19 protein-coding genes are annotated in these 25,888 nt (G+C 41.1%); 13 read left to right on the top strand and 6 right to left on the bottom strand.

The genetic code is table 11. The features are described 5' to 3' along the window. Positions 1-15 precede the first annotated feature (15 nt). The 3 genes from PMEL_RS10520 to PMEL_RS10510 all read left to right on the top strand — a co-directional run bounded on the left by PMEL_RS10520 (position 16) and on the right by PMEL_RS10510 (position 3,626). Positions 16-807 (top strand): acid phosphatase, encoded by a 792-nt coding sequence (locus PMEL_RS10520; RefSeq protein WP_120175209.1) that lies wholly within the window; start codon positions 16-18, stop codon positions 805-807. Between the two features lie 138 nt (positions 808-945). Further along, positions 946-2,106, top strand: a complete 1,161-nt coding sequence (locus tag PMEL_RS10515) for an OprO/OprP family phosphate-selective porin (protein ID WP_120175208.1) — start codon at positions 946-948, stop codon at positions 2,104-2,106. 230 nt (positions 2,107-2,336) lie between these two features. After that, on the top strand, positions 2,337-3,626 hold the full coding sequence (locus PMEL_RS10510) for a histidine-type phosphatase (protein WP_120175207.1): 1,290 nt from the start codon (positions 2,337-2,339) through the stop codon (positions 3,624-3,626). A 457-nt stretch (positions 3,627-4,083) separates the two neighbouring features. Here the strand turns inward: PMEL_RS10510 and PMEL_RS10505 are convergent, their stop codons facing one another. Both PMEL_RS10505 and PMEL_RS10500 read right to left on the bottom strand, forming a co-directional pair. After that, positions 4,084-4,527 carry a hypothetical protein gene (locus PMEL_RS10505; RefSeq protein WP_120175549.1) on the bottom strand — a complete coding sequence of 148 codons (444 nt, stop codon included), beginning with the start codon at positions 4,525-4,527 and terminating at the stop codon, positions 4,084-4,086. Between the two features lie 81 nt (positions 4,528-4,608). Then, entirely contained in the window at positions 4,609-5,133 is a 525-nt protein-coding gene (locus PMEL_RS10500) for a flavin reductase family protein (RefSeq protein WP_120175206.1), read from the bottom strand. 476 nt (positions 5,134-5,609) lie between these two features. Here PMEL_RS10500 and PMEL_RS10495 point away from each other — a divergent pair, with 476 nt between their 5' ends. Beyond that, positions 5,610-6,041, top strand: coding sequence for a Fur family transcriptional regulator (locus PMEL_RS10495; protein WP_004360246.1), 432 nt, complete (start codon positions 5,610-5,612; stop codon positions 6,039-6,041). A gap of 999 nt (positions 6,042-7,040) precedes the next feature. On the opposite strand, the gene PMEL_RS10490 is transcribed toward PMEL_RS10495, so the two are convergent. Together PMEL_RS10490 and PMEL_RS10485 are read right to left on the bottom strand one after the other, a co-directional pair. Beyond that, entirely contained in the window at positions 7,041-7,259 is a 219-nt protein-coding gene (locus tag PMEL_RS10490) for a hypothetical protein (RefSeq protein WP_120175205.1), read from the bottom strand. A gap of 8 nt (positions 7,260-7,267) precedes the next feature. Beyond that, positions 7,268-9,490 (bottom strand): adhesin, encoded by a 2,223-nt coding sequence (locus PMEL_RS10485; RefSeq protein ID WP_231999429.1) that lies wholly within the window; start codon positions 9,488-9,490, stop codon positions 7,268-7,270. A 573-nt stretch (positions 9,491-10,063) separates the two neighbouring features. Between PMEL_RS10485 and ileS the strand changes: the two genes are divergently transcribed. The 7 genes from ileS (at position 10,064) to PMEL_RS10450 (ending at position 19,474) form a co-directional block, all read left to right on the top strand. After that, positions 10,064-13,729 carry an isoleucine--tRNA ligase gene (gene ileS / locus PMEL_RS10480; protein WP_120175203.1) on the top strand — a complete coding sequence of 1,222 codons (3,666 nt, stop codon included), beginning with the start codon at positions 10,064-10,066 and terminating at the stop codon, positions 13,727-13,729. A 142-nt stretch (positions 13,730-13,871) separates the two neighbouring features. Next, positions 13,872-14,255 carry a TraR/DksA family transcriptional regulator gene (locus tag PMEL_RS10475; protein WP_013265473.1) on the top strand — a complete coding sequence of 128 codons (384 nt, stop codon included), beginning with the start codon at positions 13,872-13,874 and terminating at the stop codon, positions 14,253-14,255. Beyond that, entirely contained in the window at positions 14,255-14,932 is a 678-nt protein-coding gene (locus PMEL_RS10470; protein ID WP_120175202.1) for a lipoprotein signal peptidase, read from the top strand. Before PMEL_RS10475 ends, PMEL_RS10470 begins: the two co-directional genes overlap by 1 nt. 7 nt (positions 14,933-14,939) lie before the next feature. Further along, complete coding sequence (locus tag PMEL_RS10465) at positions 14,940-15,893, top strand: DUF4296 domain-containing protein (protein WP_120175201.1); 954 nt, start codon at positions 14,940-14,942, stop codon at positions 15,891-15,893. Beyond that, entirely contained in the window at positions 15,890-16,117 is a 228-nt protein-coding gene (locus PMEL_RS10460; RefSeq protein ID WP_120175200.1) for a hypothetical protein, read from the top strand. Before PMEL_RS10465 ends, PMEL_RS10460 begins: the two co-directional genes overlap by 4 nt. A gap of 63 nt (positions 16,118-16,180) precedes the next feature. Then, a complete protein-coding gene (locus PMEL_RS10455; RefSeq protein ID WP_120175199.1) occupies positions 16,181-17,818 on the top strand; it encodes a M23 family metallopeptidase in 1,638 nt (545 codons plus the stop codon). Positions 17,819-17,836: 18 nt separating this feature from the next. Continuing rightward, on the top strand, positions 17,837-19,474 hold the full coding sequence (locus PMEL_RS10450; protein ID WP_120175198.1) for a dipeptidase: 1,638 nt from the start codon (positions 17,837-17,839) through the stop codon (positions 19,472-19,474). A gap of 746 nt (positions 19,475-20,220) precedes the next feature. Here the strand turns inward: PMEL_RS10450 and PMEL_RS10445 are convergent. Beyond that, positions 20,221-22,383 (bottom strand): elongation factor G, encoded by a 2,163-nt coding sequence (locus PMEL_RS10445; RefSeq protein WP_120175197.1) that lies wholly within the window; start codon positions 22,381-22,383, stop codon positions 20,221-20,223. Between the two features lie 204 nt (positions 22,384-22,587). On the opposite strand from PMEL_RS10445, the gene hemW reads away from it, so the two are divergent. Both hemW and PMEL_RS10435 read left to right on the top strand, forming a co-directional pair. Then, positions 22,588-23,856: a radical SAM family heme chaperone HemW gene (gene hemW, locus PMEL_RS10440; RefSeq protein ID WP_120175196.1), complete on the top strand. Its 1,269-nt coding sequence runs from the start codon at positions 22,588-22,590 to the stop codon at positions 23,854-23,856. Between the two features lie 57 nt (positions 23,857-23,913). Beyond that, positions 23,914-24,240 carry a Fis family transcriptional regulator gene (locus tag PMEL_RS10435; protein WP_120175195.1) on the top strand — a complete coding sequence of 109 codons (327 nt, stop codon included), beginning with the start codon at positions 23,914-23,916 and terminating at the stop codon, positions 24,238-24,240. Positions 24,241-24,413: 173 nt separating this feature from the next. Here PMEL_RS10435 and PMEL_RS10430 read toward each other — a convergent pair whose 3' ends face one another. Further along, positions 24,414-25,634, bottom strand: coding sequence for a uracil-xanthine permease family protein (locus tag PMEL_RS10430; RefSeq protein ID WP_120175194.1), 1,221 nt, complete (start codon positions 25,632-25,634; stop codon positions 24,414-24,416). Between the last annotated feature and the right edge of the window lie 254 nt (positions 25,635-25,888).

Raw genomic sequence — 25,888 nt, 5'->3', positions numbered from 1 at the left:
TAAAACTCTACTAAGATGACAAAGAAAACCTTATTAGTTGGTTTGCTGGCAATGTTCTCAGTAACCACTTTCGCACAGACAGCAGCTAAGAAGATTAAAGACGTACGTACACAACCAGACCTCTATTACCTTCAGGATGGACAGCAGGCAAGTTCACTCGAGCTTCTCCCAGCACCTCCACAGCCAGGTAGTATTCAGTTCCTTAACGACCAAGCACAGTACCAATGGGGTAAGATGCAGCGCAACACACCTCGTGGTGATCAGGCTGCTGCTGATGCACGTGTAGGTGGTGATGGTGTACCTAACGCTTTCTCAGAGGCTTTCGGTATCAAAATTAGCAAAGAGACAACTCCAGAGATTTACAAGCTCGTTTTGAATATGCGTGAGGATGCAGGTGATTTAGCTACACGTAGTGCTAAAGATCATTACATGCGCGTTCGTCCATTTGCATTCTACAAGGAGATGACTTGTAACCCAGAGCAGCAGGAAGAGCTTTCAACCAATGGTTCTTATCCATCAGGTCACACAGCTATCGGTTGGGCTACCGCTCTTGTTCTCTCTGAGATTAACGTTGATCGTCAGAATGAAATCCTTGAACGTGGCTATCAGATGGGCCAGAGTCGTGTTATCTGTGGTTACCACTGGCAGAGCGATGTAGACGCAGCACGTATCATCAGTGCAGCTGTTGTAGCACGTCTCCACGCAGAACCAGCTTTCCAGGAGCAGTTGGCAAAGGCTAAGAAAGAGTTTGCTAAGCTGAAGAAGGAGGGTAAGATTGCGAAGAGTACTTTTAAGACAGCAAACTAAGTCTTACAAAGCATAAGGTATCATAGGAGTTAAGTCAATAGGTTTACATTGACTTTTAGTTAGTGACTTAACTCCTCTATGCCCTTCTTATATCTCTATTTCTCATTTAAAACCTAATTTATAGAATACAAATACCCTATGAAAAGAATTATCCTTATTGCTACCTGTGCCTTGATGACTTGTGCAGGGGCCTTTGCTCAGGAAGACGAGGAACCAAAGTTAGTTGTTAAGCCAACTGGTCGAATCCTTATGGATGCTGGTATAATGCACTCAACCGACGAGACACTCAACGACCAGCTTAATGATGGTGCTGCTATTCCTGATGTACGTATTGGCGTAGGTGCAACATACGGTAAGTGGAAAGCAAAGGTTGACATTGGTTATGCTCGTCAGAGTCTTTCACTTAAAGATATTAGTCTCGAATATAACTTCAACAAAGAGAACTTGATTCGTATGGGCTACTTCGTACACCAGTTTGGTTTACAGAGTGGTACATCATCAAGTTTCAAGATTTCAATGGAAGAGCCATTGGCTAACCAGGCTTTCTTTAATAGTCGTCTGATTGGTGCCATGTATGTTCACGCTGGTGAGAAATTCCATGCCACAGCATCTGTATTTGCAGAGAATGATGCGATGAAGATGTCAACTGACAAGCTTGGTAATGAGGCATGGGGTGCAATGACACGATTGGTATGGCGTCCAGCAACCGAGCGTGGAAAGATTTTCCATATTGGTATCAGTGGAGCATACGAGTCACCACGTTACAACAAGAATGCAGCTATCAGCCATAAGTCTTACACATTGAAGGCTCCATTCCCAACACGTATTGCAAATGTTGCAGCACAGGAAGCAACTATCACAGACGCTACAGCACTATGGAAGTTCTCTCCAGAAATGAACTTTGCAGTTGGTAACTTGGGCTTTGAGGCACAGTACTTCTACGTAGGTATCAAGCGTGATAACGCTATGCCAAACTATAGTGCATGGGGTGCATATAGCAATTTACGCTGCCTTCTCAAGGGTCAGGGCTATACCTATACAATGGCTGATGCAGGTATTGCAACTCCAGACCCAGGTTCTATGGAGCTTGTTGCAGCTTACAACTACTCAACCTTAACCGATAAGGACGCTAATATCTTTGGTGGTAAAGTAAACGATTGGTCATTGACTTTCAACTATTACCTCAACAAGTATATGATTTGGCGTGTTCGTGGTTCTATCACCCGCGCAACAGATAACGCTGCATTCAACAACAATACATTCTCTATCCTTGAGACACGTTTGCAGATTAAATTCTAACATTAATTCATAATTTATAATTCACAATTCATAATTATGACTGGTTTTAATTCATAATTCAAAATTCAAAATTCATAATTATGATTACTTCAGATGTTTATGAAGGAAGAGTATTAACATTTACTATATATAGATATGTTCACCCTACCTTTACAACAAACAATGGTAATCATAATTATGAATTATGAATTCTGAATTATAAATTATGAATTATTCAAACTCTTACTACAATGAGAAGACTTAATTCATTCTTACTCCTTTTAATACTGACAATCATTTGTCCAGCATTAGCACAGGCACAACTTCAGCGTTCTGAGGCATTCAAAGGAAAATACAAACTCAAAGAAGTTGTTATTCTTTCTCGTCACAACATCCGCTCACCACTATCAACCAATGGTTCTGCACTGAGCAAGATGACTCCACACGAGTGGACAAACTGGTCATCAGCTTCCAGCGAACTGACACTCAGAGGTGGTGTACTTGAAACCGAGATGGGACAATTCTTTCGCAAATGGACAATTGAAACAGGATTGTTTAAGGACAACTATGTTCCTTCTATTGATGAGGTAAACGTTTATGCTAACTCTATGCAGCGTTGTATCGCTACTGCACAATACTTCTCAAGTGGTTTTATGCCTGTAGCTAACTTGCGTGTAAACCACCGCTATGTTCCATCTAAGATGGATCCAATCTTCTTCCCTCGTCTCACAAAAAGTACTGAGGCCTTCCGCACTGAGGCTATGAAGCAAATCAATGCTATGGGTGGTAAAGAAGGACTTGTTGGTATCAACAAAGGCTTGAAGGAGAGCTACGACCTCATTGCTAAGGTCTTAGACATGAAGCAGAGCGAGTATTATAAGAAAGGAGAAATAAAAGACTTCGTTAATAACGATACACAGATTACGCTTGAACTCAATCAGGAACCAGGAATGAAGGGTTCATTGAAGAATGCTAACTCAGCTTCTGACGCCTTTATCCTCCAGTTCTATGAGGAGCCTGATGCACTGAAAGCTGCCTTTGGACATAAGCTCTCACTTGATGATTGGACCAAGATTGCAAAGGTTAAAGACGTGTATGGCGATGTGCTTTTCACTGCTCCTATCGTTGCTGTTAACGTGGCTCACCCACTTTTGCAGTATATGTACGATGAGTTGAACGATAAAGATCGTAAGTTCACTTTCCTCTGTGGTCACGACTCAAACATTGCAAGTGTTGATGCTGCCCTTGGTGTTGAGGAGTATTCACTTCCTAACTCTATCGAGAAGAAGACACCTATCGGTTCAAAGCTTGTCTTAGAAAAGTGGGTTGACGCTGCTGGCAAAGCTTATATAGCCGTAAACCTTGTTTACCAGAGTACAGATCAGCTTAAGCAGATGTCCCTACTCGACATGCAACATACACCACAGATATTCTCTTTGAAATTGAAAGGTCTCAATCAGAACACTGACGGTCTTTACACTTTCGAAGATGTCAATGCACGTTTCCTTCAGGCAATTCGTGCATACGATGATATTAAGTAAGTGAACGAGTTGACGAGTAAACAAGTTTACGAGGTGCTTGTGAGATAGATAGAAAAAAGAAATGAGAAGCTAACAAGCAACTTTTCTACTTATAAACTCGTCAATCAATCAACTTACATCCCATCTTCTACAGCGGTATTGTTGTGGCGCACGCCTTGTGCCGTTGGTTAGCACCACTCGTGCGAAGCGTTAGCACCACATGTGCGGAGCCTCAACATCTATCCTATTAAGGACAGAATAACGAAGAAGGGGACAAGTTGTCTATATAAAAAGACAAAGTAAAAAAATGAATAAGTAGATAGGTGAACCAGTTGCTTGTGTAAAAGATAAAAAAGGACATAATAACAAAGGACGTGAACAAGTTACTTATTAAATTATCACGCTACCTTTGTTACTATGTCTATTACCATGATACACCATCTTTTATTACAAGCAATTGGTAAACTTGTCTACTCCTTCACTTGTCTTCTCGCCTACCATATCTATACATCGTATACCCATCAGTTCCTTTCCCATCCCCGACATATCTAAAAGAAGAGGGAAAGGCACCCTTGACAATAAGCTCTGTAGCATACTCATAACCATAGCTGTCAGCATCAACGCATATTGCATGCAAAGGATAATAAACATTCTTCTTATCCTTAGCATAATTCTCCATCCCATTGGTAGTTTTTTTATTCACATAGAAGGTCGCTATATCGACATCTTCCATAGGCTTAACATACTTGATAAGGACGGCAGAATCGCCTAAGGCAGCATAGATTTTATCATTATGCCGCCAATAAAAACCTATACGTTCGTTTTCTTTCAGTTGCTTCCAATGTCCTCTTTCCTTATAATCAGCATAAGGTTTGCAAGCCACAAGAAACAATAGAAACGCAAGGATATACCCTATTTTCATTCCCTTATAAACCTTTTGCCTCTTACAATTCATCTTTTATTACAAGCAACTGGTAAACTTGTCTACTTGTTCACTTGTTTACTAACCAAGATACTCATCGTCACGAACGAGTATTTTTTCAATCTTACCAACATACATCGTATGAAGATCGCCATTAGGATAAGCCTGTTCAAAAACCTCCTTATCAATAAAACCACTTTCCTTTAGGTCTGCAGCATACTCTTTCTTACAAACAAGAACTAACTTAGCCTCCTTAAAATAAACACTATTATCAGCAAAAACCTTTGTCAATCCAGCCTTCTCTATCTTATTCTCATCACGTCCTGAAACAGAACCAAGATAAGCCATTTGCTTCTTAAAAGAGGCATCCATCACGCAAAGCGTAAAGTAATCTTCCTTATCTACAAAGGTCTTTGTATAGCGACTGGCACGTATATAGGCAACAACTGTTGGGTCGTTATGGCCCCACATACAGCCAATATGTCCCCAACTAATTGTCATCGTGTTACACCCATCCTGCTCATTACCAGCAGATAACAACATCCATTCCTTTCCTAAAAGGTTGAACGGATTAAACTTTAAATCCTTGTAACTAACTTCTTTCATCCTAAATAATCTTTATATATACACTTTAAACATTTATCAAATACAAAAGTAACACTTTTATCCGTTCTAACAAAGCACACAAGTAAAAAGATGACAAGTGAACAAGTTGCTTGTAAAGAAGACAAAGTAACATAAGAACACTCTTTATTGCATACAAATTAAGAAGTGGATAAGTTACTCATTATGTTATTATTCCTCCATCGTTCCTCTGTTACTGTGTCTTTCTCTGAGCAAACTGTTCTCTTATCAAACTACTATGTTACCCTGTCTTTCTCACAAGCAATTCGTTCACTCGTCTACATGTTCACTCGTCTACTCCTACAATATCTGTAGTTTTTCCAACATAATATTTGTCAGTTTTACACAAAATTCGTACCTTTGCAGTGATATTCTATCAATCATTCGCTTTAATTCGGGTGATTTATTATGATTAGTGGAAATATATTTAGTATAAATTGATAAAAAGGTAGACAACAGTGGATTCAGTATATAACAAATTAATAGCATTAGGTATTCGCCCATCTATACAGCGTGTAGCAATCATGAAGTATCTCGCTACTCACCACACCCACCCTACAGTGGAGGAGGTTTTCCTTGCATTGAAGAAACAACTTCCAACGGTGAGCCGTACAACAGTTTATAACACATTGAGAATGTTGTCAGAGCACGGAGCAGCATCAATGATTACCATTGATGATCATCGCGTATGCTACGACGGTATTACCGAGCCACATGCACACTTCTTCTGCAAGCGTTGTGAGAAGGTTTATGACTTTGAGGCAATGGAAATGCCACGCTATACTGGCGAAATTGGCAAGGGCTTTAGAATTGATGACACACAGCTTTACTATAAAGGAATCTGTCCTCACTGCCTTGAGACAATGAACGAAAAAGAGGAACTGAACTAAAGTCCCCGTCTCAAAATACACTAAGCGTGGTGTAACCAATGGTAAAACCATGAATAAGGTTGGTAAGTGGAGCTGAGTTGTAGAAGAAATGACAGGGCTATCCATACCCATTTATAATACAAAAACATTATAAAAAGACATTAATCATAAAGAATTATCAACGTTACTTGTGGCTATAGCTACAAAAAAAGATAGCCTAAAACAAGGCATTATCAGCAAAGTTTCACCACAAGCTCAACGGAGATAAATAAAGAAAAATAAACTGTGACTTTATTATAGTTCTCAGTAAAGTTAATGCGGATGCACGATTGTGCATCCGTTATTTGTTTCAAGAGGTCTCAACAGACAACGAAAGACGCTGAAAAAACTACACAAAATTCATCTCTATAGCACACCTTTTTACTCAAAAAAAGAGCTATTCGCTTGCAGTTGTAACTATCACTAAATCAAATAGTTCCATAACAGCGCTGTAAGAGGTGCCTAATTAGCGTTTAAAAGGGCGTTAATAAGACTTCAAAAGGGCATCTTTAGCAAGCCTAAAGGGCGTTAATTCAACTCCAATTGAGCATCAATAAAGATTAAATGTATGAATTTTATTTACAAAAAAGATTCATACAAGATAGTAAACATAAATTAAGAATCTTCAGAAAAATAGAGAAACAAGGTTTACCATGTGAGTTTTGGACTTTAACGATATGTCACACAGAGTCACAGAATGAATGGAGAACTACTAAATACAAAGCTATGGTAGACACGGAGAATACTTCATAGATTATGATAAAATAAAAAGTAAAAGAAAATATAAATATCAAACATCAAAGGTCAAAGTCCCAAACTGATTAACAACAAAATTAAGTCAAAGCAATAAGAACAAAAAAAGAGGCAATATCAAAATAAATTTGATATCGCCCCTCACTTTTTTAATGGCTAACAGCAACAGCACACTAAAGAAAATATCTACTAAGACATCCTTCTATGCTGTCGTAATCCATACGTCTATTAGTCATCCCACACGTTAGACTGGAATACTTCCCAAAGTGGAATTTCTGGTTTAGCGCCTACCTCGTCGTCCTCTGGATTGCCTTCGATAGGTTTAAACATATCACCATCACTGCCATTATTACCAGAGTTATCAATCTTTGAGAAAGGAGACAACATAATCTCATCTGCTAATACAGAACTCTCTACAGTAGTAGGCTTTATATATTCTTTCTTCATGACTATAATTACTTAACGAGTACCTTTTTGTTATTTACAATATAAACGCCTGCTGGCAATGTGTTCAACTGAGAATCATTCTCAGCAACCTTCTGTCCCTGGAGGTTGTAAACAGGAGTCTTGGCAGAGATACGCTCTGCTGCTACTACCCCTTCAATTCCAGTTACAACTCCAGTAACATCCTCATCATCAACAAAGATAGAGAGACCCTTAGCAGGAGCAGCACTGTTAATTTCTATCCAGCTTCTGAAACCCTTAACATTGAGAGCTTTGTTTGTGTAATACCACTTTCCGTCTTTTGCACCAATCACATAAGACAGAGCTGGAATAAAGGCAGTTTTAGTAACAAATGAGCCACAGAACTGAACAGTTCCATTCACTGTAGACGAAGCCTTTGCAGCCTCCTTGAATGTCTCAGAAGGAGTGAGATTAACAGGTACTACGTTATTGATTGTATAATAAGGTGCTGAGATAGTTAGCTTACTATTATCTGACAACGTTTTCTCATATGAGCCAGTTGCTACTGTTGCAGCACGCGTGGTCTTCATGATGTAAAGCGTATTTGCCTTCAAAACAACAGCATTATCATTAGAGAGGTCAACTGTCTTAAATCTAAGACGCAACTTCAACGCATTATCCTGACCTTCAAAAGTAGACAACTTAGCCTGGTCACCAAAAGCAGTCTTAAACTGAGCTGCAGTTAGGTTTACAGGAAGTGTGATAGATGCCCACTGGCCTGGTGTAAGCGTACGCTTAAGAATAAGTGTGTAAGCATTTGTAGTCTGTAAGCCCTGCTTATTAAGATAAGCAATAGAAGCCTGACTCTCATCCAAAATCATATCGTTATCACCACAATACTTCAACTGGAAATTGTCGAAAACAGTCCAGTCAAGTGGCTTATAAGAATCCTCAACCTTAATACCAACATTTAACTTAGCACCATCAGCTGGCACATAAACAAGGATAGAATTATTATACTTACCCGTTTCAAAAAGCTTAGCTGCCTTTACGTATGGACTTTCTGTTCCAGCATTAGCATCAGCTGTTTTATAAATCTTTGTCAAGTCAGTTTGGTCATATGTAAATTCATTACCAAAAACATTTAACATAGCAGAAACATTTGAACGACCATCTGTTATGCCATCAACATTAGCAAACAGACTTGCTTTCATACCGCTTCCAGTACCAGGGCTAAAGAAACCATCACATGAAACCTTATACCAACCCTTCTTAAGAGTAGTTACTTTCTGACTGACAGTACCATTTGCATTCGTATTATTACCAAGATTTCTTATAGAAGCATTCCAGTAGCTACCATAAACTCTTGTATACTTGTCTGGCCAACCATTAAATTGACCCACACCGACATAATAGGTATTTGGAGCCTTCACATTAAAAGCATAAATATTCTTATTAGAATTATCCTTTTCTTCTGCTGACAAGAAACCTGTTACCGTCCAGTTAGTAATACCACTATGACTTCTAACAAAGTCAGGATCAGACATCAAGAAGGTTGCATCAGCTGGAGCCTCAGCAGAAGCAAACTGACCTTTAAAGGCTTTTTTCAAATCATCAAGTGTTACAAATTTCCATTCACCATTTGTATTACCAACAGCTGAAGGATCTGCTGTAGGATAGTCATACAAAACACGATTAGAGTTTGAAGCACCAGACTTTACAACAAGATAACGCACACCCTTTACAATATCAGGCTGTTCATGCCCATTTTGATCAGTACTATTATCACAGCACAGTGTATAAGTCTTATTATTTGTTGCACTATAACTACTTGCCCTTTTGATAATCCATTTTACATTTGCATTATCCGTCTTACGATCACAGAATACACGATCCCAGCTTGACTGCTTGTCAGCATTATTGTCAGCAGAACTAACATAAGGGAAACCCAAAAAGTTTCCATCTGTAGTTGTCAACGCACCCTGAATAGTATAGGTATCAGTTCCTACACTGTTCAATTTCAACTCCAAACCAACATTGTAGGCATTAATAGCGGTACCCCAAACATCACCTACATTCAAATACTTACCAGTACCGACATTATACAAATAAACTTTGTTCATGTCTGCATTTGAATTCCCAATGACCGTTGAGATATCATTACCAATCCACTGGTAATTAGCATCCTGACCTTGTGCCTTTACATTTATAGAAATGGAAGACAACAGAACTGTCAGAACAAGCATTAAAAACACTCCTGATTTTCTACTCATAATTAAAGTTACATTTATAATAAGTTAATATTTAGTTATTATCTGTTATTTGTTTTTTAGTTGGTGTTAAATAGAGATCTTGTATCGTTCTATTACTTATAGTCCAATAGCAATAGGTGTTTAATGAAGATAAAACCTTACACAACATCTTTATATTCAACATATTTATCTATCAAATAGGACTTATGAAATATAAATACACCTATAGACCGCATTATTGAGTGCAAAGATAATAATTAATTTGTAATTATAAAACTTTTTCCAATATTTTTGTTAAATGTAGCTTATTCTGTCAACAAATACTATAATGGTATATATAGTTAACAGCCATGCGCATTCTGTTCCATAATACACAATATTACTCTACACCTTATTATATGTAAAGAGTTTGCAGATTAATAAATAGAAAATATCCTTACAAACGGAGAAATAATGACACAATAAACAGACCAACTACTGATACTTTGCATGAAAGAAAGTGCATTGTCTTTCATATAATAAAAAGTTTGGTAGTTTCAGTTGTTATTTGTATCTTTGCAGGTATTTAGAAAATAAGCAAAACAATTAGATAATATGGCAAAGAAATTCGCCGAGCACAAGGGACTTGACCTTGTTAGCACAAATCAGGAAATATTGAAAGCGTGGAAGAAGAAAGATATCTTCCACAAGAGTATTGATGAGCGTGAGGGCGAACCACAGTTCATCTTCTTCGAGGGACCTCCATCAGCTAATGGTCATCCCGGTATTCACCATGTATTGGCACGTGCCATTAAGGATACTTTCAACCGCTACAAGACTATGCAAGGTTTCCAAGTGCATCGCAAGGCGGGTTGGGACACTCACGGATTGCCTGTTGAGTTAGGTATTGAGAAAGAGTTGGGTATCACAAAGAAGGATATCGACAACCATGCATCTGACAAGTATATCTCAACAGAGGAATATAATCATAAGTGTCGTGAGAACGTAATGAAGTTTACTGCTGAATGGCAGCAGTTGACTGAGGAGATGGGTTACTTCGTTGATATGGAGCACCCTTACATTACATACGATAATAAATACATTGAAACATTGTGGTGGCTTCTCAAGCAGCTCTACAACAAGGGCTTGCTCTATAAGGGTTACACCATCCAACCTTACTCACCAGCTGCAGGTACTGGTCTGTCAAGCCACGAGCTTAATCAGCCGGGTTGCTATCGTGATGTAAAGGATACTACTGTCACAGCACAGTTTACTATCCCTACAGAGGATTGGAAAGCATTGGCTGAAAAGGCTAATTTACCTAAGGAGACATGGGGTAAGCCTTGCTTTGTTGCATGGACAACCACACCTTGGACATTGCCTTCAAACGTTGCACTTTGTGTTGGTCCAAAGATTGAATACGTTATTGTTGAGACCTATAACCCATACGATGCCGAGAAGTTGACACTCGTTATGGCTGCAAGTCGTGTAGCTGCCTATCTGAAGTCAGAAGGTGAGATTACCGATGGTGGCGAATTACCTGCCTACGATCGTGGAGACAAGTATGTTCCTTATCGTATCGTAGGTCGTGTGATGGGTACAGAGCTTGAAGGTCTGCACTATCAGCAGCTTATGCCATGGATTAAACCAGTTGAGCAGACAGGCGACTTTGCACCAAAGTTTGTGAACGACTATGCTGCAGTTCACCCAGAGAAGGTGTTTGCAAGTGAAGATGGTCGTGATAAGTTTGTGGAGATGGAGAGTGAGGCTTTCCGTATCATCCTTGGCGATTACGTCACCACAGATGATGGTACAGGTATTGTACACATTGCTCCTACCTTCGGTGCGGACGATGCTAAGGTGGCAAAGGATGCTAATATCCCTGCTCTCTATCTGATTTCAAAGAAGGGACAGACTCGTCCAATGGTTGATCTTCAAGGTAAGTACTATACTATCGACGAGTTAGACCAGAACTTTGTTAAGGCTTGTGTAAACGAAAAGGCATACGGTCACCACGCTGGCGACTATGTAAAGAGTTCTTACGATCCACGCTTCAATCCTAATGGCGTATGGGATAAGAAGGCTTCAGAGAAGGAAGAAGACTTGAACATCATTCTCTGCATGGAGATGAAGCAGGAAGGTACAGCTTTCAATATTCAGAAGCATGTACATAACTATCCTCACTGCTGGCGCACAGACAAACCTATCCTCTACTACCCTCTCGATAGTTGGTTCATCAAGGACACTGCTAAGAAGGAACGTATGGTAGAGTTGAATAAGACTATCCGTTGGCAGCCAGAATCAACTGGTACTGGTCGCTTCGGTAACTGGCTTGAGAACTTGAATGACTGGAACCTCAGCCGTTCACGTTTCTGGGGAACTCCATTGCCTATTTGGCGTGATGAAAACCGTGGCGAGAAGTGTATTGGTTCTGTAGAGGAACTTTACAACGAGATTGAAAAGTCTGTTGCTGCGGGTATCATGGAGAAGAATCCACTGAAAGAGGTGGGCTTCGTTGTTGGTGATTTCAGCCAAGAGAACTATGATAAGATTGATCTTCACCGTCCATACGTTGATGATATCGTCCTTGTAAATGATGAAGGAAAGCCAATGTATCGTGAGTCAGACCTTATTGACGTTTGGTTCGATAGTGGTTCTATGCCTTACGCTCAGCTTCACTATCCATTTGAGGGTGAGATTAATGCAGAAGGTTTGAAGGCTACAGGTAAGACTGAGGCTGAATATCGTGACCAGTTGGTACACTCATGCTATGAGGGTACGGCTGTTCCACCAGCATTCTTCCCTGCAGACTTCATTAACGAGGGTGTTGACCAGACGCGTGGTTGGTTCTTCACACTCCATGCAATAGCAACAATGGTGTTTGACTCTGTTGCCTTTAAGAACGTGATTTCAACAGGTCTTGTGCTCGATGCAAAGGGTAACAAGATGAGTAAGCACGTGGGTAACGTTACCAACCCATTTGAGATGATGAATAAGTATGGTGCTGACCCTGTACGTTTCTATATGATGACGAACAGCGAACCATGGGATAACTTGAAGTTCGATCCAGAAGGTGTTGACGAGTGTCGCCGTAAGTTCTTCGGTACCTTATATAATACATACAGTTTCTTTGCTCTCTATGCAAATGTTGACGGCTATGATGCCACTACATGTGAGGCTGTGAAGGCTGATGCACCAGAGATTGACCGTTGGATTATCTCTAAACTTAACTCACTCATCAAGGGTGTGACTGCTGAGTTAGAGGATTTCGACCCAACACGTGCAGGTCGTCTTATCGACTCATTCGTAAACAACGACCTTAGTAACTGGTACGTTCGTTTGAACCGTAAACGTTTCTGGGGTAAAGAAATGAGTACTGACAAGAAGAGTGCATACGACACATTGTACACCTGCCTGATGACAGTTGCACGTTTGTTGGCTCCATTCGCTCCATTCTATGCTGACCAGCTCTATTCAGACTTGGGTGGAAACTCAGAGAGTATCCACTTGGACCGTTGGCCAGTAGCTGACGAGGCTGTGATTGATGCTGACCTTGAAGCACGTATGGATATGGCACAGCGCATTACCTCTATGGTTTTGGCTCTGCGTCGCAAGGTGAACATCAAGGTTCGTCAGCCATTGGCACAGATTATGGTTCCTGCTATCGATGCAACTCAGAAGAAACATATCGAAGCCGTTGCAGACCTTATCAAGCACGAGGTGAACGTTAAAGACCTTACTTTCGTTGAGAGTCAGGGCATCCTTGTTAAGAAGGTGAAGTGTAACTTCCGTGTCATGGGTAAGAAGTTCGGTAAGCTGATGAAGCAGGTGGCAGCTCGTATGGATGCCCTTTCACAGGAAGAGATTGCTGCATTGGAAGCTGCAGGCGAATTCAACTTCGAGTTAGAAGGTCAGCCAATCAAGGTTGAGGCAGCAGATGTAGAAATCATCTCTGAGGATATCCCAGGCTGGTTGGTAAGCAACGAGGGTAACTTGACTGTTGCACTTGAAGTTGAACTGACAGAAGAACTCCGTCGTGAGGGTATGGCACGTGAGTTAATCAATCGTATCCAGAACCTCCGTAAGGAAACTGGTCTTGAGATTACCGACCGCATCTCTGTTGTTATTGAACCACACGCAGAGGCAGCAGCTGCAGTAGAGTCGTTCGGCGAACTGATTAAGACACAGGTTCTTGCTAATGACATCACACTTGCAGAGAATAATGGAGCTGATGTTGAGTTTGATGAATTCAACCTCCATATAGAAATCAAAAAGAACTAAATGAAATAGTTGGGGTGTGCAACTCGTACACCTATAAGCCAAAAACAATAGTGGACGTGTTTCGTACACGTCCCTATTATCAGGCTTTCAACAACCTCAAAATATTATAGAATACTTTCATAACCTAATTCAATTTTACCTTATGGAAACTAAGAAGCGTTATACCGATGAGGAACTCGAGGAGTTCCGCACGATAGTAAATGACAAGTTGGCAATAGCCAAGTCTGACTACGATGAAACGATGAAGATTCTGATGAACAAGAATACAAACGACGTTAATGACACATCACCAACATATAAGGCACTGGAAGAAGGCAGTTCTAACCAAACTAAGGAAGAACTCGTACAGATGGCACAACGTCAGCAGAAGTTTATCCAAGCACTACAGGCAGCGCTTGTCAGAATCAACAATAAGACTTACGGCATCGATCGTATCACTGGAGAACTTATTCCAAAGGAGAGACTGCGCATAGTACCACATGCAACACTGAGCGTAGCATCCAAGATGGCAAATAAAAATCACTAATGAGTAAACAGAAAAAACAAAGCTTGATAGCCACCTTGCTAATTATTCTATTAATCCTAATAGACCAGATTATCAAGGTTGTTGTCAAGCTTAATATGAATTTAGGCGAATCTATCCATATCTTCGATTGGTTCCAAATACAATTTATCGAGAACAATGGTATGGCATGGGGTATGGAATTGGGAAGCAAACTCTTCCTTAGCATATTCCGTATAATTGCTATTGGTTTCCTTATTTGGTATATTGCTAATCGTATCAAACACGGAGCGAGAATGGCTTATATCATTGTATTGTCAATGATTACAGCAGGTGCAGCGGGTAATATCTTCGACTCCCTCTTCTATGGTCAGATATTTACAGCATCTACACCCTATTACATAGAAGGAGCCACACCGGCAACCCTCGTTTCATGGGGAGAAGGATATGCGCCTGTACTAATGGGTAAAGTGGTGGATATGTTCTACTTCCCACTCTTCCATGGTACATTCCCTGACTGGTTCCCATTCTGGGGTGGTGAGTCATTTATCTTCTTCTCACCTATATTCAACTTTGCGGACTCCTGCATTTCAGTAGGTGTCATTACGATTATCCTTGCCTTCCGTAAGGATTTCAATGGCTGGGTGCCAACTATGGCCAAGAAGGTTACTGATAAAGAAAACATTACTGATAATCAGTAGATAGACAATGAGAAGTAAAAAACTGGTTCGTTCCTTTGCCACTCTTTGTGGGTTACTGCTTGCAATCTTCGTTGTAAGTTGTAAACCTTCTATCCCTTCAGAGTATATCCAACCTTCGGAAATGGAAGATATGCTCTACGATTATCACCTTTCCATGGCAATAGCCAATCGTGAAGGTTATACAGATGTCAGACAGAAAGCTTTTAAACTCGCTGTAATGAAGAAATATGACGTATCGGAAGAAAAGTTCGATAAGTCTCTTCAATACTATATGCGACATACCGAACAGCTACACGACATCTATGTAGAACTTACCAAACGACTGGAACGTGAGGCGCGTGCACAAGGTGCATCAGAGAGTGAATTAGCCCAGTATGGTGATATCACTTCAAAGGGAGATACCACCGATATTTGGCGAGGCAACCGTACTTTAATACTTTCTCCTTACGCTCCAGTAGATCGTGAATCCTTTGAAATCAAGGCAGACACCGCCTTCCACAAGGGTGACCGACTCCTCTTGAGTTTCAATTCACAGTTTATCATACAAGATGGTATGCGTGATGCTATTATCATGATGGCTGTTACCTATTCTAATGATAGTATCGTAACACAATACCAGCACATTACGTCTGACTCCCGCAACACCATGACGATTGATGCTGGGGATTCATTGCGTATCAAGAACATCCGTGGCTACTTCCTCATGCTGAAGGGACAACAGCCAACGACTACCTTCAAGATGCTTATTCTCAGTAATATCCATCTTGTTCGTATGCATATACAAAAGCAGGAACCAACACAACCGACTGATTCTCTGCAGGAATCTGATCCAATCAGAACGATTGGTGGTGAACCTGTCAATCCTCAAACACCACCAGACCAGCCAGCTGGACCACCGACAAGAACGCCAGCTGATGCGATGAAGGAACGAGGAATACCTACCAGCCCCGATAAGTTATGACCGATAGAAAAAAATCGATAAGACGTATCGGAGCCAACATCATTGAAACAGCGACTGGAACGATAGAACAAGGAATAGTTGTCATTGAAGACGGCATTGTCCTCGACACCTATCCATTCACTGAGGAAGAGCCTATGACTGAATGGACAACAGGGACTATCACGATACAGCCTGACAATGATGGTAAGCTCAGAGCTTACAAAGGCAATCAATTACTGAAATGATTCTGTTCTCTTGCCGTGAAGCAGACAACAGACACAACTATAAAAGAAAGGATCTGATAGCCAATGAGTTTGTTATTAAATCTTTTATTATCCATACTACCTTTCGGTTCACCAGTTCACATTCCAGTGCAATTGGCGGGCAACTTTGGAGAACCACGCCCCAACCACTTCCACGGAGGTATTGATATCAAAACCGATCGTGAAGTAAATCTCGGTGTCTATTCCATTGCCGATGGCTATATATCAGGGGCTATCGTTGAAAAATATGGCTATGGACGTGCGATTTTGGTCACACACCCTAATGGATATACCAGTTGTTATGTCCATCTCAACCGCTTCACTCCACAGATTGAAGCAGCCGTTCGTAAATGGCAATACCAACATCAACAATTTGCTTGTGACGTTAAATTCCGACCAGGAGAATTTCCTGTGAAGAGAGGACAGTTCATTGGATTGAGTGGTAACACTGGTTCATCACAAGGTCCACACATCCATTTAGAGATGCACAAGACGAAAGGAGAGAACCTTTATGACCCTCTCAACTTTCTCAAGCATATTGTAAAAGACAAGACAGTCCCCGCTGTTTACTCCTTTAAGTCTTATCCTCAACCAGGAGAAGGTGTATTCCAACACTCCCCAGAGTCACGTATCTTCACCTTTGACAAGGGATACTTCCAAGCTTGGGGAAAGGTCGGCTTTGGTGTGAGAGCAAGTGATCACATGGACGATGTGTATAATAACTTTGGTATCAGATACACACAGCTCTATTGTGATGGTAAACTTATTTTCTCTTCGGATGTGAATAATATCCCTACAAGTTGTCACAGAATGGTCAATTCGTGGGGAGACTATGACCACTTCCTTTCTACGAAGATATGGTTTATGAAGTCTTATATCGAACCTGGTAACACGCTTCCTATCCTACGAGCCGATGCTAATAAGGGTATTATCAACTTCAACCAGCAACGCGACTATCACCTCCGTTATGTTATAAGAGATGTCTTTGGCAATCAAACTATAAAGGAGTTCACTGTGAGAGGCGAACCTGAGGCTATTCCAATTGTACATCGTCCAGACGGCATAAGCCCACTCTATTATAACAAAGACAATCATTTTGAAGCAGAGGGGGTACGACTGAACATCCAAAAAGGTTTACTTGCAAAGAATGGCTGGTTACAACTACAACACGGCAACACAAGCAATGCACACTCTATGGCTTATACCTTCTCTAAGGCTGCATATCCTCTATTCCACTATGCAGAGATAAGCCTCAAACCAACTGGAACAGTACATGATCCAAAGAAGTTGTATGTTGCCATGCGAAACAGCTTAAATGCTGACGCGCCCGCATCCTATTGTGGGGGAACCTACGCTAATGGTTGGGTTACAGGACGAATGCGCGAGTTAGCTTGTGCCTATTTCCTTGCCTATGATGAGACTCCACCAATGATTACAGAGCTAAATCTCAATCCACGCAGTTTATCGTTTAAAATAACTGATGAGGGTAGCGGACTGCAAAACTATAAGGCTTATCTCGATGGGCAGTTTATTCTTCTGCAGTTTGGTAAGAATAAAGAATTATTCTTCTGTAACCTTGCAGAAACACCAGTACGTCCTACTGGAAAAGAACGGACATTGAGGATTATCGCAACAGACAACCGATATAATAAGAAAGAATATCTGACTAAAATAAAGTATTAACAATTTAAATTGTAGAATATGAAGAAATCATTTGCAACACTGTTCTTCCTTACAATGATTACGTATGCCAATGCATGTACGAACTTCATTGCAACAAAAGGAGCAACAACGGACGGTTCCGTCTTCGTAACTTATACCGCTGATGATTACGGCTTGTTTACTAACCTGTGTCATTATCCTGCAGGCACTCACGCAAAGGGTGACCGCCGTGAGATTATCGATTATGACACCCACGAGAGCCATGGCTTTATCCCAGAGGCTCCAGTAACATACAATGTCATTGGAAACATCAATGAGTATCAGGTTAGTATTGGTGAAACAACATACGGTGGCCGTGAAGAAATGGTTGATAAGGATGGTATCATCGATTATGGTTCACTGATGTATCTTGGCTTACAGCGCAGTAAGACAGCTCGCGAAGCTATCAAGGTAATGACTTCACTCGTTGAGACCTACGGCTATAACTCTGGTGGAGAGTCATTCACTATCGCCGACCCTAACGAGGTATGGTTGCTTGAGATGATGGGTTGTGGTGGTGACAAGAAGCAGAAGGTTGTTTGGGTTGCTGTACGCATCCCTGATGGTATGATTTCTGCTCATGCTAACCAGAGTCGTATCGGACAGTTCTCAACTTATAATACAGAGGTTATCACCTCAAAGAACTGCATCAGCTTTGCACGTTCAAAGGGTTGGTTCACTGGCAAAGACAAAGACTTCAACTGGAAGATGACCTACGCAGCACCAGACTTTGGTGGTCGTCGCTGGTGTGATGCTCGTGTATGGAGCTACTTCAACCACTTCAAAGATATGTCACGTTGGTTGCCATGGGCATTGGGTAAAGACCCTAACGCAGAGGATATGCCACTTTGGATTGAACCAAACACAAAGGTCGACTTGGCTAAGATGGAAGCTTGTATGCGCGACCACTACGAGGGCACTCCATTGTCACTTGATCAGGACATCGCACAGGGTATTTGGAACTCACCTTACCGCCCTACTCCACTGAAGTTTGAAGTAGATGGCAAGCAGTGTTTCAATGAGCGCCCTATCTCAACACAGCAGACAGGTTTCTCTTACATCGCGCAGCTCCGTTCATGGTTACCACGTGAGATTGGTGGTATCCTCTGGTTCGGTAACGATGATGGAAACATGGTTGCCTACGTGCCAATCTATTGCAGCAATACCGAGCGTGCAGAGTGTTTCAACACACCAGGTGCAGATGCTGTAACCTTCTCTGATAAGAGTGCTTTTTGGGTATGCAACTGGGTCAGCAACATGGTTTACCCACGTTACTCTCAGCTCTTCCCAGCATTGAAAGAGGTGCGCGACTCACTCGACAACTCTTATTTTGCTGCACAGAAGGGTGTTGAAGAGAAGGCACAGGCCCTCTATGCTACCGACAAGGCTGCTGCTGTGAAGTATCTCAACGACTACTCTGTTCAGAAAAGCGACGAGATGATTGCACGCTGGCGTGACTTGGCAATCTATCTGATTGTGAAGTTTAACGATATGACTATTAAGCCAGAGAAGGACGGCAAGTTCCTCCGCACTTCAACAGGTCTTGGCGAACGTGTAAAGCGTCCTGGTTACAGCGACTACTTTAAGCGTGAACTGATTAAACAGAGTGGCGATAAATTCGTTATGCCTAACCAGTAAACATCAAAAAGAAGCAAGCTTAGATAGTGAATTGAATTTCATCATCTAAACCTCATATATTGATAAAGAGGCTATATTCGTCAGAGAGTATAGCCTCTTTTGTTTGCCCTCAGAGATAATATTTTCAAAAAATAACTTGCATTATTCCTTATAAAGTTTTATTTTTGCCTTGAATAAAACTTTTTAATATGGAACTTTTAGAAATATTTTTCTTTTTGATAACACTCCTTTTAATGCCATTTATAACTCATGGAAAGCCTTGGCCATTGAAATTGTTATACATAGGAGTCTGCGGTTTCTTTACTCCGATAATAGGAATTCCTATTTACCTCTATCTAATGAGGTAGAACCACTTATCAAAGGTAAATTTTCCTTTATACAATAACTGACTGTTATCATCTTTTCAAGACAAATCTGTTCGTCGTGGACTAATAATCTATTCGGCTTTAACTCGACTGCTATCTGGTAAAACTTAGCAACTCTTTTGTATCATATTTAGTATGCGCACCATTGGTGCTAAGCCTTAGCACGATATGTGCGGAGCATCAACACAATATGTGCTAAGGCTCAACACAACGGCTAAAAATAGGCGGAGAAGGTCAACTTTGTAACAACTAAGAACTTATAAACACATATCCATTATTCAATAATGACATACTAATAAACAGAAAAGAGGTTGATTCTAATGCTACATTGTGCAGCCTTCGAATCAACCTCTTCGACTATATTAGTCTAAAATTGGAGAACTATTCTTCTTCTTCCTTCACTTCTGCCTCATGCTCAGCAATCAACTTCTGCTGGATATCATTTGGAACAAGTTCGTAACTTGCGAACTTTGTTGTGAAACTTGCACGACCACCAGTGAGAGAACTCAATGAGATACTATAGTTAGCAAGCTCCTTCAAAGGAATCTTTGCCTGTAACTTCTGATAACCTGCTTCAGAATCCATACCCATAATCATGGCACGACGCCCCTGCAAGTCGCTCATCACGTCACCCATATAGTCGCCTGGAACAAAGACCTCTAAGTCATAGATTGGCTCAAGAATCTTTGGACCTGCTGCCTTGAAGGCATCTGAGAACGCATGACGGGCAGCCAAAGTGAATGAAAGCTCATTAGAGTCAACTGGGTGCATCTTACCGTCATAGACTATTACACGTACATCACGTGCATAGCTACCTGTCAGTGGACCACGCTCCATACAATCCATCACACCCTTTAAGATAGCAGGCATGAAGCGACCATCAATAGCACCACCAACAACAGAGTTGATGAACACGAGTTTACCACCCCATGGGAGGTCACGCTCTTCGCGTCCCTTAATATTCATCTTAAACTCCTGTCCATTGAACTTATAGGTTGTTGGATCAGGCATACCCTCTGCGTATGGCTCAACAATCAAGTGAACCTCACCGAACTGACCAGCACCACCACTCTGTTTCTTATGACGGTACTCAGCCTTTGACTGCTTAGTAATTGTCTCACGATATGGAATCTTTGGCTCCTTGAAAGTCACCTGAAGTTTCTCATTGTTCTCCAAACGCCACTTCAAAGTACGTAGGTGGAACTCGCCCTGTCCATGGACGATTGTCTGCTTCAACTCCTTACTCTGCTCAACAACCCATGTTGGATCTTCCTGACGCATCTTCAATAAAGCAGCCATAAGCTTCTCTGTGTCCTGTGAGCTCTTAGCTTCAACGGCACGAGAGTATTTAGAGTTTGGATATTTAATGAAATCAAAACGCTGGTCAGTACCCTTACCATTCAAGGTGTTACTTGTCTTAACATCCTTCAGTTTCACGGTACAACCTAAGTCACCTGCATTCAACTGGTCAACTGGAATACGGTTAGCACCTGCACAAGCATAAAGCTGTCCCATACGCTCCTTTGAGCCACGATCAGAGTTAGTCAAGTCGTCACCCGACTTCACACAACCACTCATCACTTTGAAATAGCTTACCTCACCGATATGTGGCTCCATACCCGTCTTGAAGAAGTAAAGTGACTCTGGACCATTACTGTCTGGAGCAACCTCCTCACCACGAGTATTATGAATCTTAGGCATCTCGTCAACGAAAGGAACAACATTACCCAAGAACTCCATCAGACGACGAACACCCATACTCTTACCTGCACAAACACAGAAAACAGGGAAGATAGAACGGGTTACAAGACCCTTACGGATACCTGTACGCAACTCATCCTCTGTCAGTGTCTCCTCTTCAAAGAACTTCTCCATCAAGCCTTCATCATTCTCGGCAGCAGCCTCAACGAGCGCCTTATGAAGTTCCATCGCCTTATCCATCTGGTCTGCCGGGATATCCTCAATAATAGGTTCGCCTCCTTCTGGCTTCCAACTATATTTCTTCATCAACAGAACGTCAATCAAACTGTTGAAACCAGGACCTGTCTCAATAGGATACTGCACAGGAACACACTTTGAACCATAAATCTCCTGCATATTGGAAATGAGGTTATCAAAGTCACACTTGTCAGAATCCAACTGGTTAATAAGGAAGATAACAGGCTTCTTGAGTTTTTCGGTATAGCGGAAATTGTTCTGTGTACCTACCTCTGGTCCATACTGACCATTGATAAGAATAACAGCCTCATCGGTTACATTGAGGGCAGTAATAGCGCCACCTACGAAGTCATCACTACCTGGACAGTCAATGATATTCAGTTTCTTATTATTCCACTCAACATGGAATACTGTTGGGAACACTGAGTAGCCATACTCCTGCTCAACAGGGAAATAATCGCTAACAGTATTCTTAGCTTCTACTGAACCGCGGCGCTTAATGACACCAGCTTCGAACAACATACTTTCGGCAAGAGTAGTCTTGCCGCTACCGGCACTGCCAACCAAGGCAATGTTCTTAATCTCGTTTGTCTGATATACTCTCATATCTGATAGATTTAAGCTGTTAGTAATAATTTATTTCGTCTCAAGGGACAAGCCGTAGCTCATCAATTCTGCGGTCTAAGTTATACATTTTCATCGAAAGCACCAAAGTTTCTTACGAAAAAAACGAAATCTTTTAAAACTTATTAGTACATTTGCATTACTTCTTGTAAGGCATACATTAATATATACGCATATACACTTATCATGTCAGGATTATACATTCACATTCCTTTCTGTGCCAGTCGCTGCATTTACTGTGGTTTCTATTCTACTGTGCCCGCAAAGAAAAAGGACGAAAGACTTTCTGTAGAAGAACGCTATGTGAAAGCTATCTGCCATGAGATGGAACTGCGTACGGAGAAGGACGACGACTATTTTGGTGGAAGAACAAGCGGTTTGTCAACTATCTATTTGGGTGGTGGCACTCCTTCCCAACTTTCTTTCGAGAGTCTAAAGAAGATATTCCAGACAATAAATGAGGTATATCACATTGGTTTAGAATGGGATATAGAGAACAACACTTGCATCACAGCGACTCCTATCGAAGTCACAATGGAGTGTAACCCCGATGATGTAACGGAAGAGTTTGCACAGAACTTGCGTTCTCTTCCTATCAATCGAATCTCTATGGGAGCGCAGACTTTCTCAGATGAACGCTTACGCTTCCTGCATCGTAGACATACAGCTGACGAGGTAGAAACAGCGGTCAAACGCCTAAGAAACGTAAACATTGAAAACATATCGGTAGACCTTATGTTTGGCTTTCCCAATGAAACACTTGAAGAATGGAAAGAAGACATTGAGCGATTGCTTGCATTAGACATTGAGCATATCTCAGCATATAGTCTTATGTATGAAGAAGGGACTCCCCTCTATCGCCTTCTTCAAGCGGGAAAGGTCAAGGATATGGACGACGAACTTTATCGTCAGATGTACGACACTCTCATCGACCACTTAGCCGAAGCTGGTTATGAACAATATGAGATTAGTAACTTTGCCAAGCTTAAAGTTCAAACCTCAAACCTCAAACCTCAAAGTTCAAAGTTCAAAGTTCAAAGTTCAAAGTTCAAAGTCCCAAGTCCTTTCCGTTCCCAACACAATAGTTCGTATTGGCATAATGTACCTTATATTGGCATCGGAGCCTCTGCTCATTCCTACGGCAATGGTAAGAGAAGTTGGAATATAGCAGATACTAAGGCTTATATTATTGCAATTGAAGAAGACAGACTACCAAGCGAAGAAGAGGTAATCGATGCAGATACACATTATAACGATATGATTATGACAGCCCTCCGCACGTGTGAAGGAATTAATCTTTCAACGCTCTCTGCTGAATACCAAGCTTATCTCATGCGCCTCGCCAAGCCTTTACAACAACAAGGTTTATTGATAGAAGACAATGGTTGGCTTCATCTTACTCGTGATGGTATCTATGTCAGCGACTCCGTTATGAGCGATTTAATGAAGGTATAAGTACATCACTAATATTCATCAACACCCAATATTCACCATCCAACACCTAATCCTCCCATGACCAACGAAGAATTTGAAAAGAAATGGGCTGAGAATCGCAAAGAGATTCTTGCCAACAACGAAGAGTATCAGCGTATTACCCAGAGCTATAATGGTTCGGGCTGGATTGACTATGTCATCTTCATTGCTGGTTTTATTATCTGTGAGAACTATACAAAGACGATTGTAAACAGCATTGTACTTCAATATCTCCTTGCCCTTGTGGGTATGCTCGTGATATGGTTGGGCTATCGCCTTATCAAAAGTCTATTCAACAGCAAGCAGACATTAGCAGAACTCGAAGAAAAGATAAAACAACAATACAAAGATTCTATTGGTGGGTAAAGCCCCCTTTATACAAAATATTGGGCAAATAGGATTTGTTATTCCTATCTGCCCAATATTTATTTTACAAGTGAATAGCTTTACAAGTGAAGATCTTTACCAGCAAACTCGCTACTCATATCAATAAACACCGCAAATAACGGTAATCATCATTATGAATTCTGAATTATAAATTATGAATTACCCTCGCTCTTTTTCTCCTTTGCAGGTGGCAATATCAGGTTCAAGATAACGCCCACCATAGCTGAAAGTCCAATACCACTAATAGAGAAGCTACCCCACTGCAGTACAGCACCACCAATACCCATCGTCAATGTAACAGAGATAATAATGATATTGCGTGTGCGGTTGAAGTCTACCTTATGCTGAATAAGGTTCTGAATACCCACAGAAGCAATCGTACCAAAAAGCAATAACATGATTCCTCCTAAGACTGCAGGAGGAATACTCTGCAGAAGCGCACTCAACTTTCCGATTACTGAGAAGACAATAGCTGTTGCAGCAGCAATACGGATTACCTGAGGATGGGTCACCTTTGTAATACTCATCGCACCAGTCACCTCACTATAAGTTGTCACTGGAGGGCCACCAAAAAAGCAAGCTGCCAAACAAGCTAAACCATCACCCAACATCGTACGATGCAAACCTGGTGACTTTGTAAAGTCTTTATCCGCCACAGCACTTACCACATACACATCACCCACATGCTCAATCACAGGAGCTATCGCCACAGGAATCATATAAAGGAATGGTTCCCAAGCAAACTGTGGCATCTGGAAATTGGCTAATGCAGGTGGCAAGGCAAACCAAGGCGCAGCCTCTACACCTGAGAAATCAATAATACCCATAAAGGCAGCTACGGTATAACCTACAGCAATACCGCAAATTACAGGAACTAACTTCATCAAGCCACGTCCCATAGAGAGAACTGTCACAGCCGTTCCCAATGAGATAAAGGCTATGAGCCAGTTTGTTTTCGCCATGTCTACTGCCGCCTTTGACAGAGAAAGACCAATCAGAATGATAACAGGACCAATAACAACGGGTGGGAAAAGCTTATCCAACAGTTTCTTTCCTTGCCATTTAATCAGTGCTGACATCACGAAATAAACAAGTGCAACACCAGCTATTCCTGCCAATGTTCCGGGCATACCCCACTGCTTTGAAGCAGAGATAATTGGAGCGATAAAGGCAAAGGAAGAGCCCAAAAAAATAGGAACCTTACCTTTCGTAACCAAATGAAAGATAAATGTTCCTAAACCTGCTGTGAATAACGCTGTTGCTGGGTCAAGTCCCACGAGCAAAGGGACGAGAACAGTAGCACCGAAAGCAACAAAGAGGAATTGTACTCCCACTATTGTCTTTCGCATCGGCGATAGTTGTAAATTACTCATGTATAGAATGATTTTTATTAGTATTTGTCAGAGATGTATTAATACGCATTCAATTTGCAAAAGTATAAAAAATGTATGGCATAGTGGTTGAAATAAGAGAAAAAATGACTTTTAAGTAGAAAAAGAACCCCTTTATACGTAACAGACCAATTCTTTTTGTATCTATTAGGCATCTTTTTCTAACTCTAAACATATAATATGTTATGACATATCTATCCAACTACTATAAATAACTTATCCCCACGCTACTGGTG

The organism is Prevotella melaninogenica, assembly GCF_003609775.1.
Lineage (GTDB): Bacteria > Bacteroidota > Bacteroidia > Bacteroidales > Bacteroidaceae > Prevotella > Prevotella melaninogenica_A.
The sequence above is the reverse complement of the archived record's forward strand: the minus strand, read 5'-3'. Positions and strand labels throughout refer to the sequence as shown.

Bases quoted from the DNA above. Each gene is read 5' to 3' on its own strand.
- PMEL_RS10485 (WP_231999429.1), bottom strand. From the start codon at position 9,490: ATGAGTAGAAAATCAGGAGTGTTTTTAATGCTTGTTCTGACAGTTCTG.
- PMEL_RS10490 (WP_120175205.1), bottom strand. From the start codon at position 7,259: ATGAAGAAAGAATATATAAAGCCTACTACTGTAGAGAGTTCTGTATTA.
- PMEL_RS10435 (WP_120175195.1), top strand. From the start codon at position 23,914: ATGACCAACGAAGAATTTGAAAAGAAATGGGCTGAGAATCGCAAAGAG.
- PMEL_RS10470 (WP_120175202.1), top strand. From the start codon at position 14,255: ATGAGTAAACAGAAAAAACAAAGCTTGATAGCCACCTTGCTAATTATT.
- PMEL_RS10510 (WP_120175207.1), top strand. From the start codon at position 2,337: ATGAGAAGACTTAATTCATTCTTACTCCTTTTAATACTGACAATCATT.
- PMEL_RS10515 (WP_120175208.1), top strand. From the start codon at position 946: ATGAAAAGAATTATCCTTATTGCTACCTGTGCCTTGATGACTTGTGCA.
- PMEL_RS10465 (WP_120175201.1), top strand. From the start codon at position 14,940: ATGAGAAGTAAAAAACTGGTTCGTTCCTTTGCCACTCTTTGTGGGTTA.
- ileS (WP_120175203.1), top strand. From the start codon at position 10,064: ATGGCAAAGAAATTCGCCGAGCACAAGGGACTTGACCTTGTTAGCACA.
- PMEL_RS10430 (WP_120175194.1), bottom strand. From the start codon at position 25,634: ATGAGTAATTTACAACTATCGCCGATGCGAAAGACAATAGTGGGAGTA.
- PMEL_RS10520 (WP_120175209.1), top strand. From the start codon at position 16: ATGACAAAGAAAACCTTATTAGTTGGTTTGCTGGCAATGTTCTCAGTA.
- PMEL_RS10475 (WP_013265473.1), top strand. From the start codon at position 13,872: ATGGAAACTAAGAAGCGTTATACCGATGAGGAACTCGAGGAGTTCCGC.
- PMEL_RS10500 (WP_120175206.1), bottom strand. From the start codon at position 5,133: ATGAAAGAAGTTAGTTACAAGGATTTAAAGTTTAATCCGTTCAACCTT.
- PMEL_RS10445 (WP_120175197.1), bottom strand. From the start codon at position 22,383: ATGAGAGTATATCAGACAAACGAGATTAAGAACATTGCCTTGGTTGGC.
- PMEL_RS10455 (WP_120175199.1), top strand. From the start codon at position 16,181: ATGAGTTTGTTATTAAATCTTTTATTATCCATACTACCTTTCGGTTCA.
- PMEL_RS10460 (WP_120175200.1), top strand. From the start codon at position 15,890: ATGACCGATAGAAAAAAATCGATAAGACGTATCGGAGCCAACATCATT.
- PMEL_RS10450 (WP_120175198.1), top strand. From the start codon at position 17,837: ATGAAGAAATCATTTGCAACACTGTTCTTCCTTACAATGATTACGTAT.
- PMEL_RS10505 (WP_120175549.1), bottom strand. From the start codon at position 4,527: ATGAAAATAGGGTATATCCTTGCGTTTCTATTGTTTCTTGTGGCTTGC.
- hemW (WP_120175196.1), top strand. From the start codon at position 22,588: ATGTCAGGATTATACATTCACATTCCTTTCTGTGCCAGTCGCTGCATT.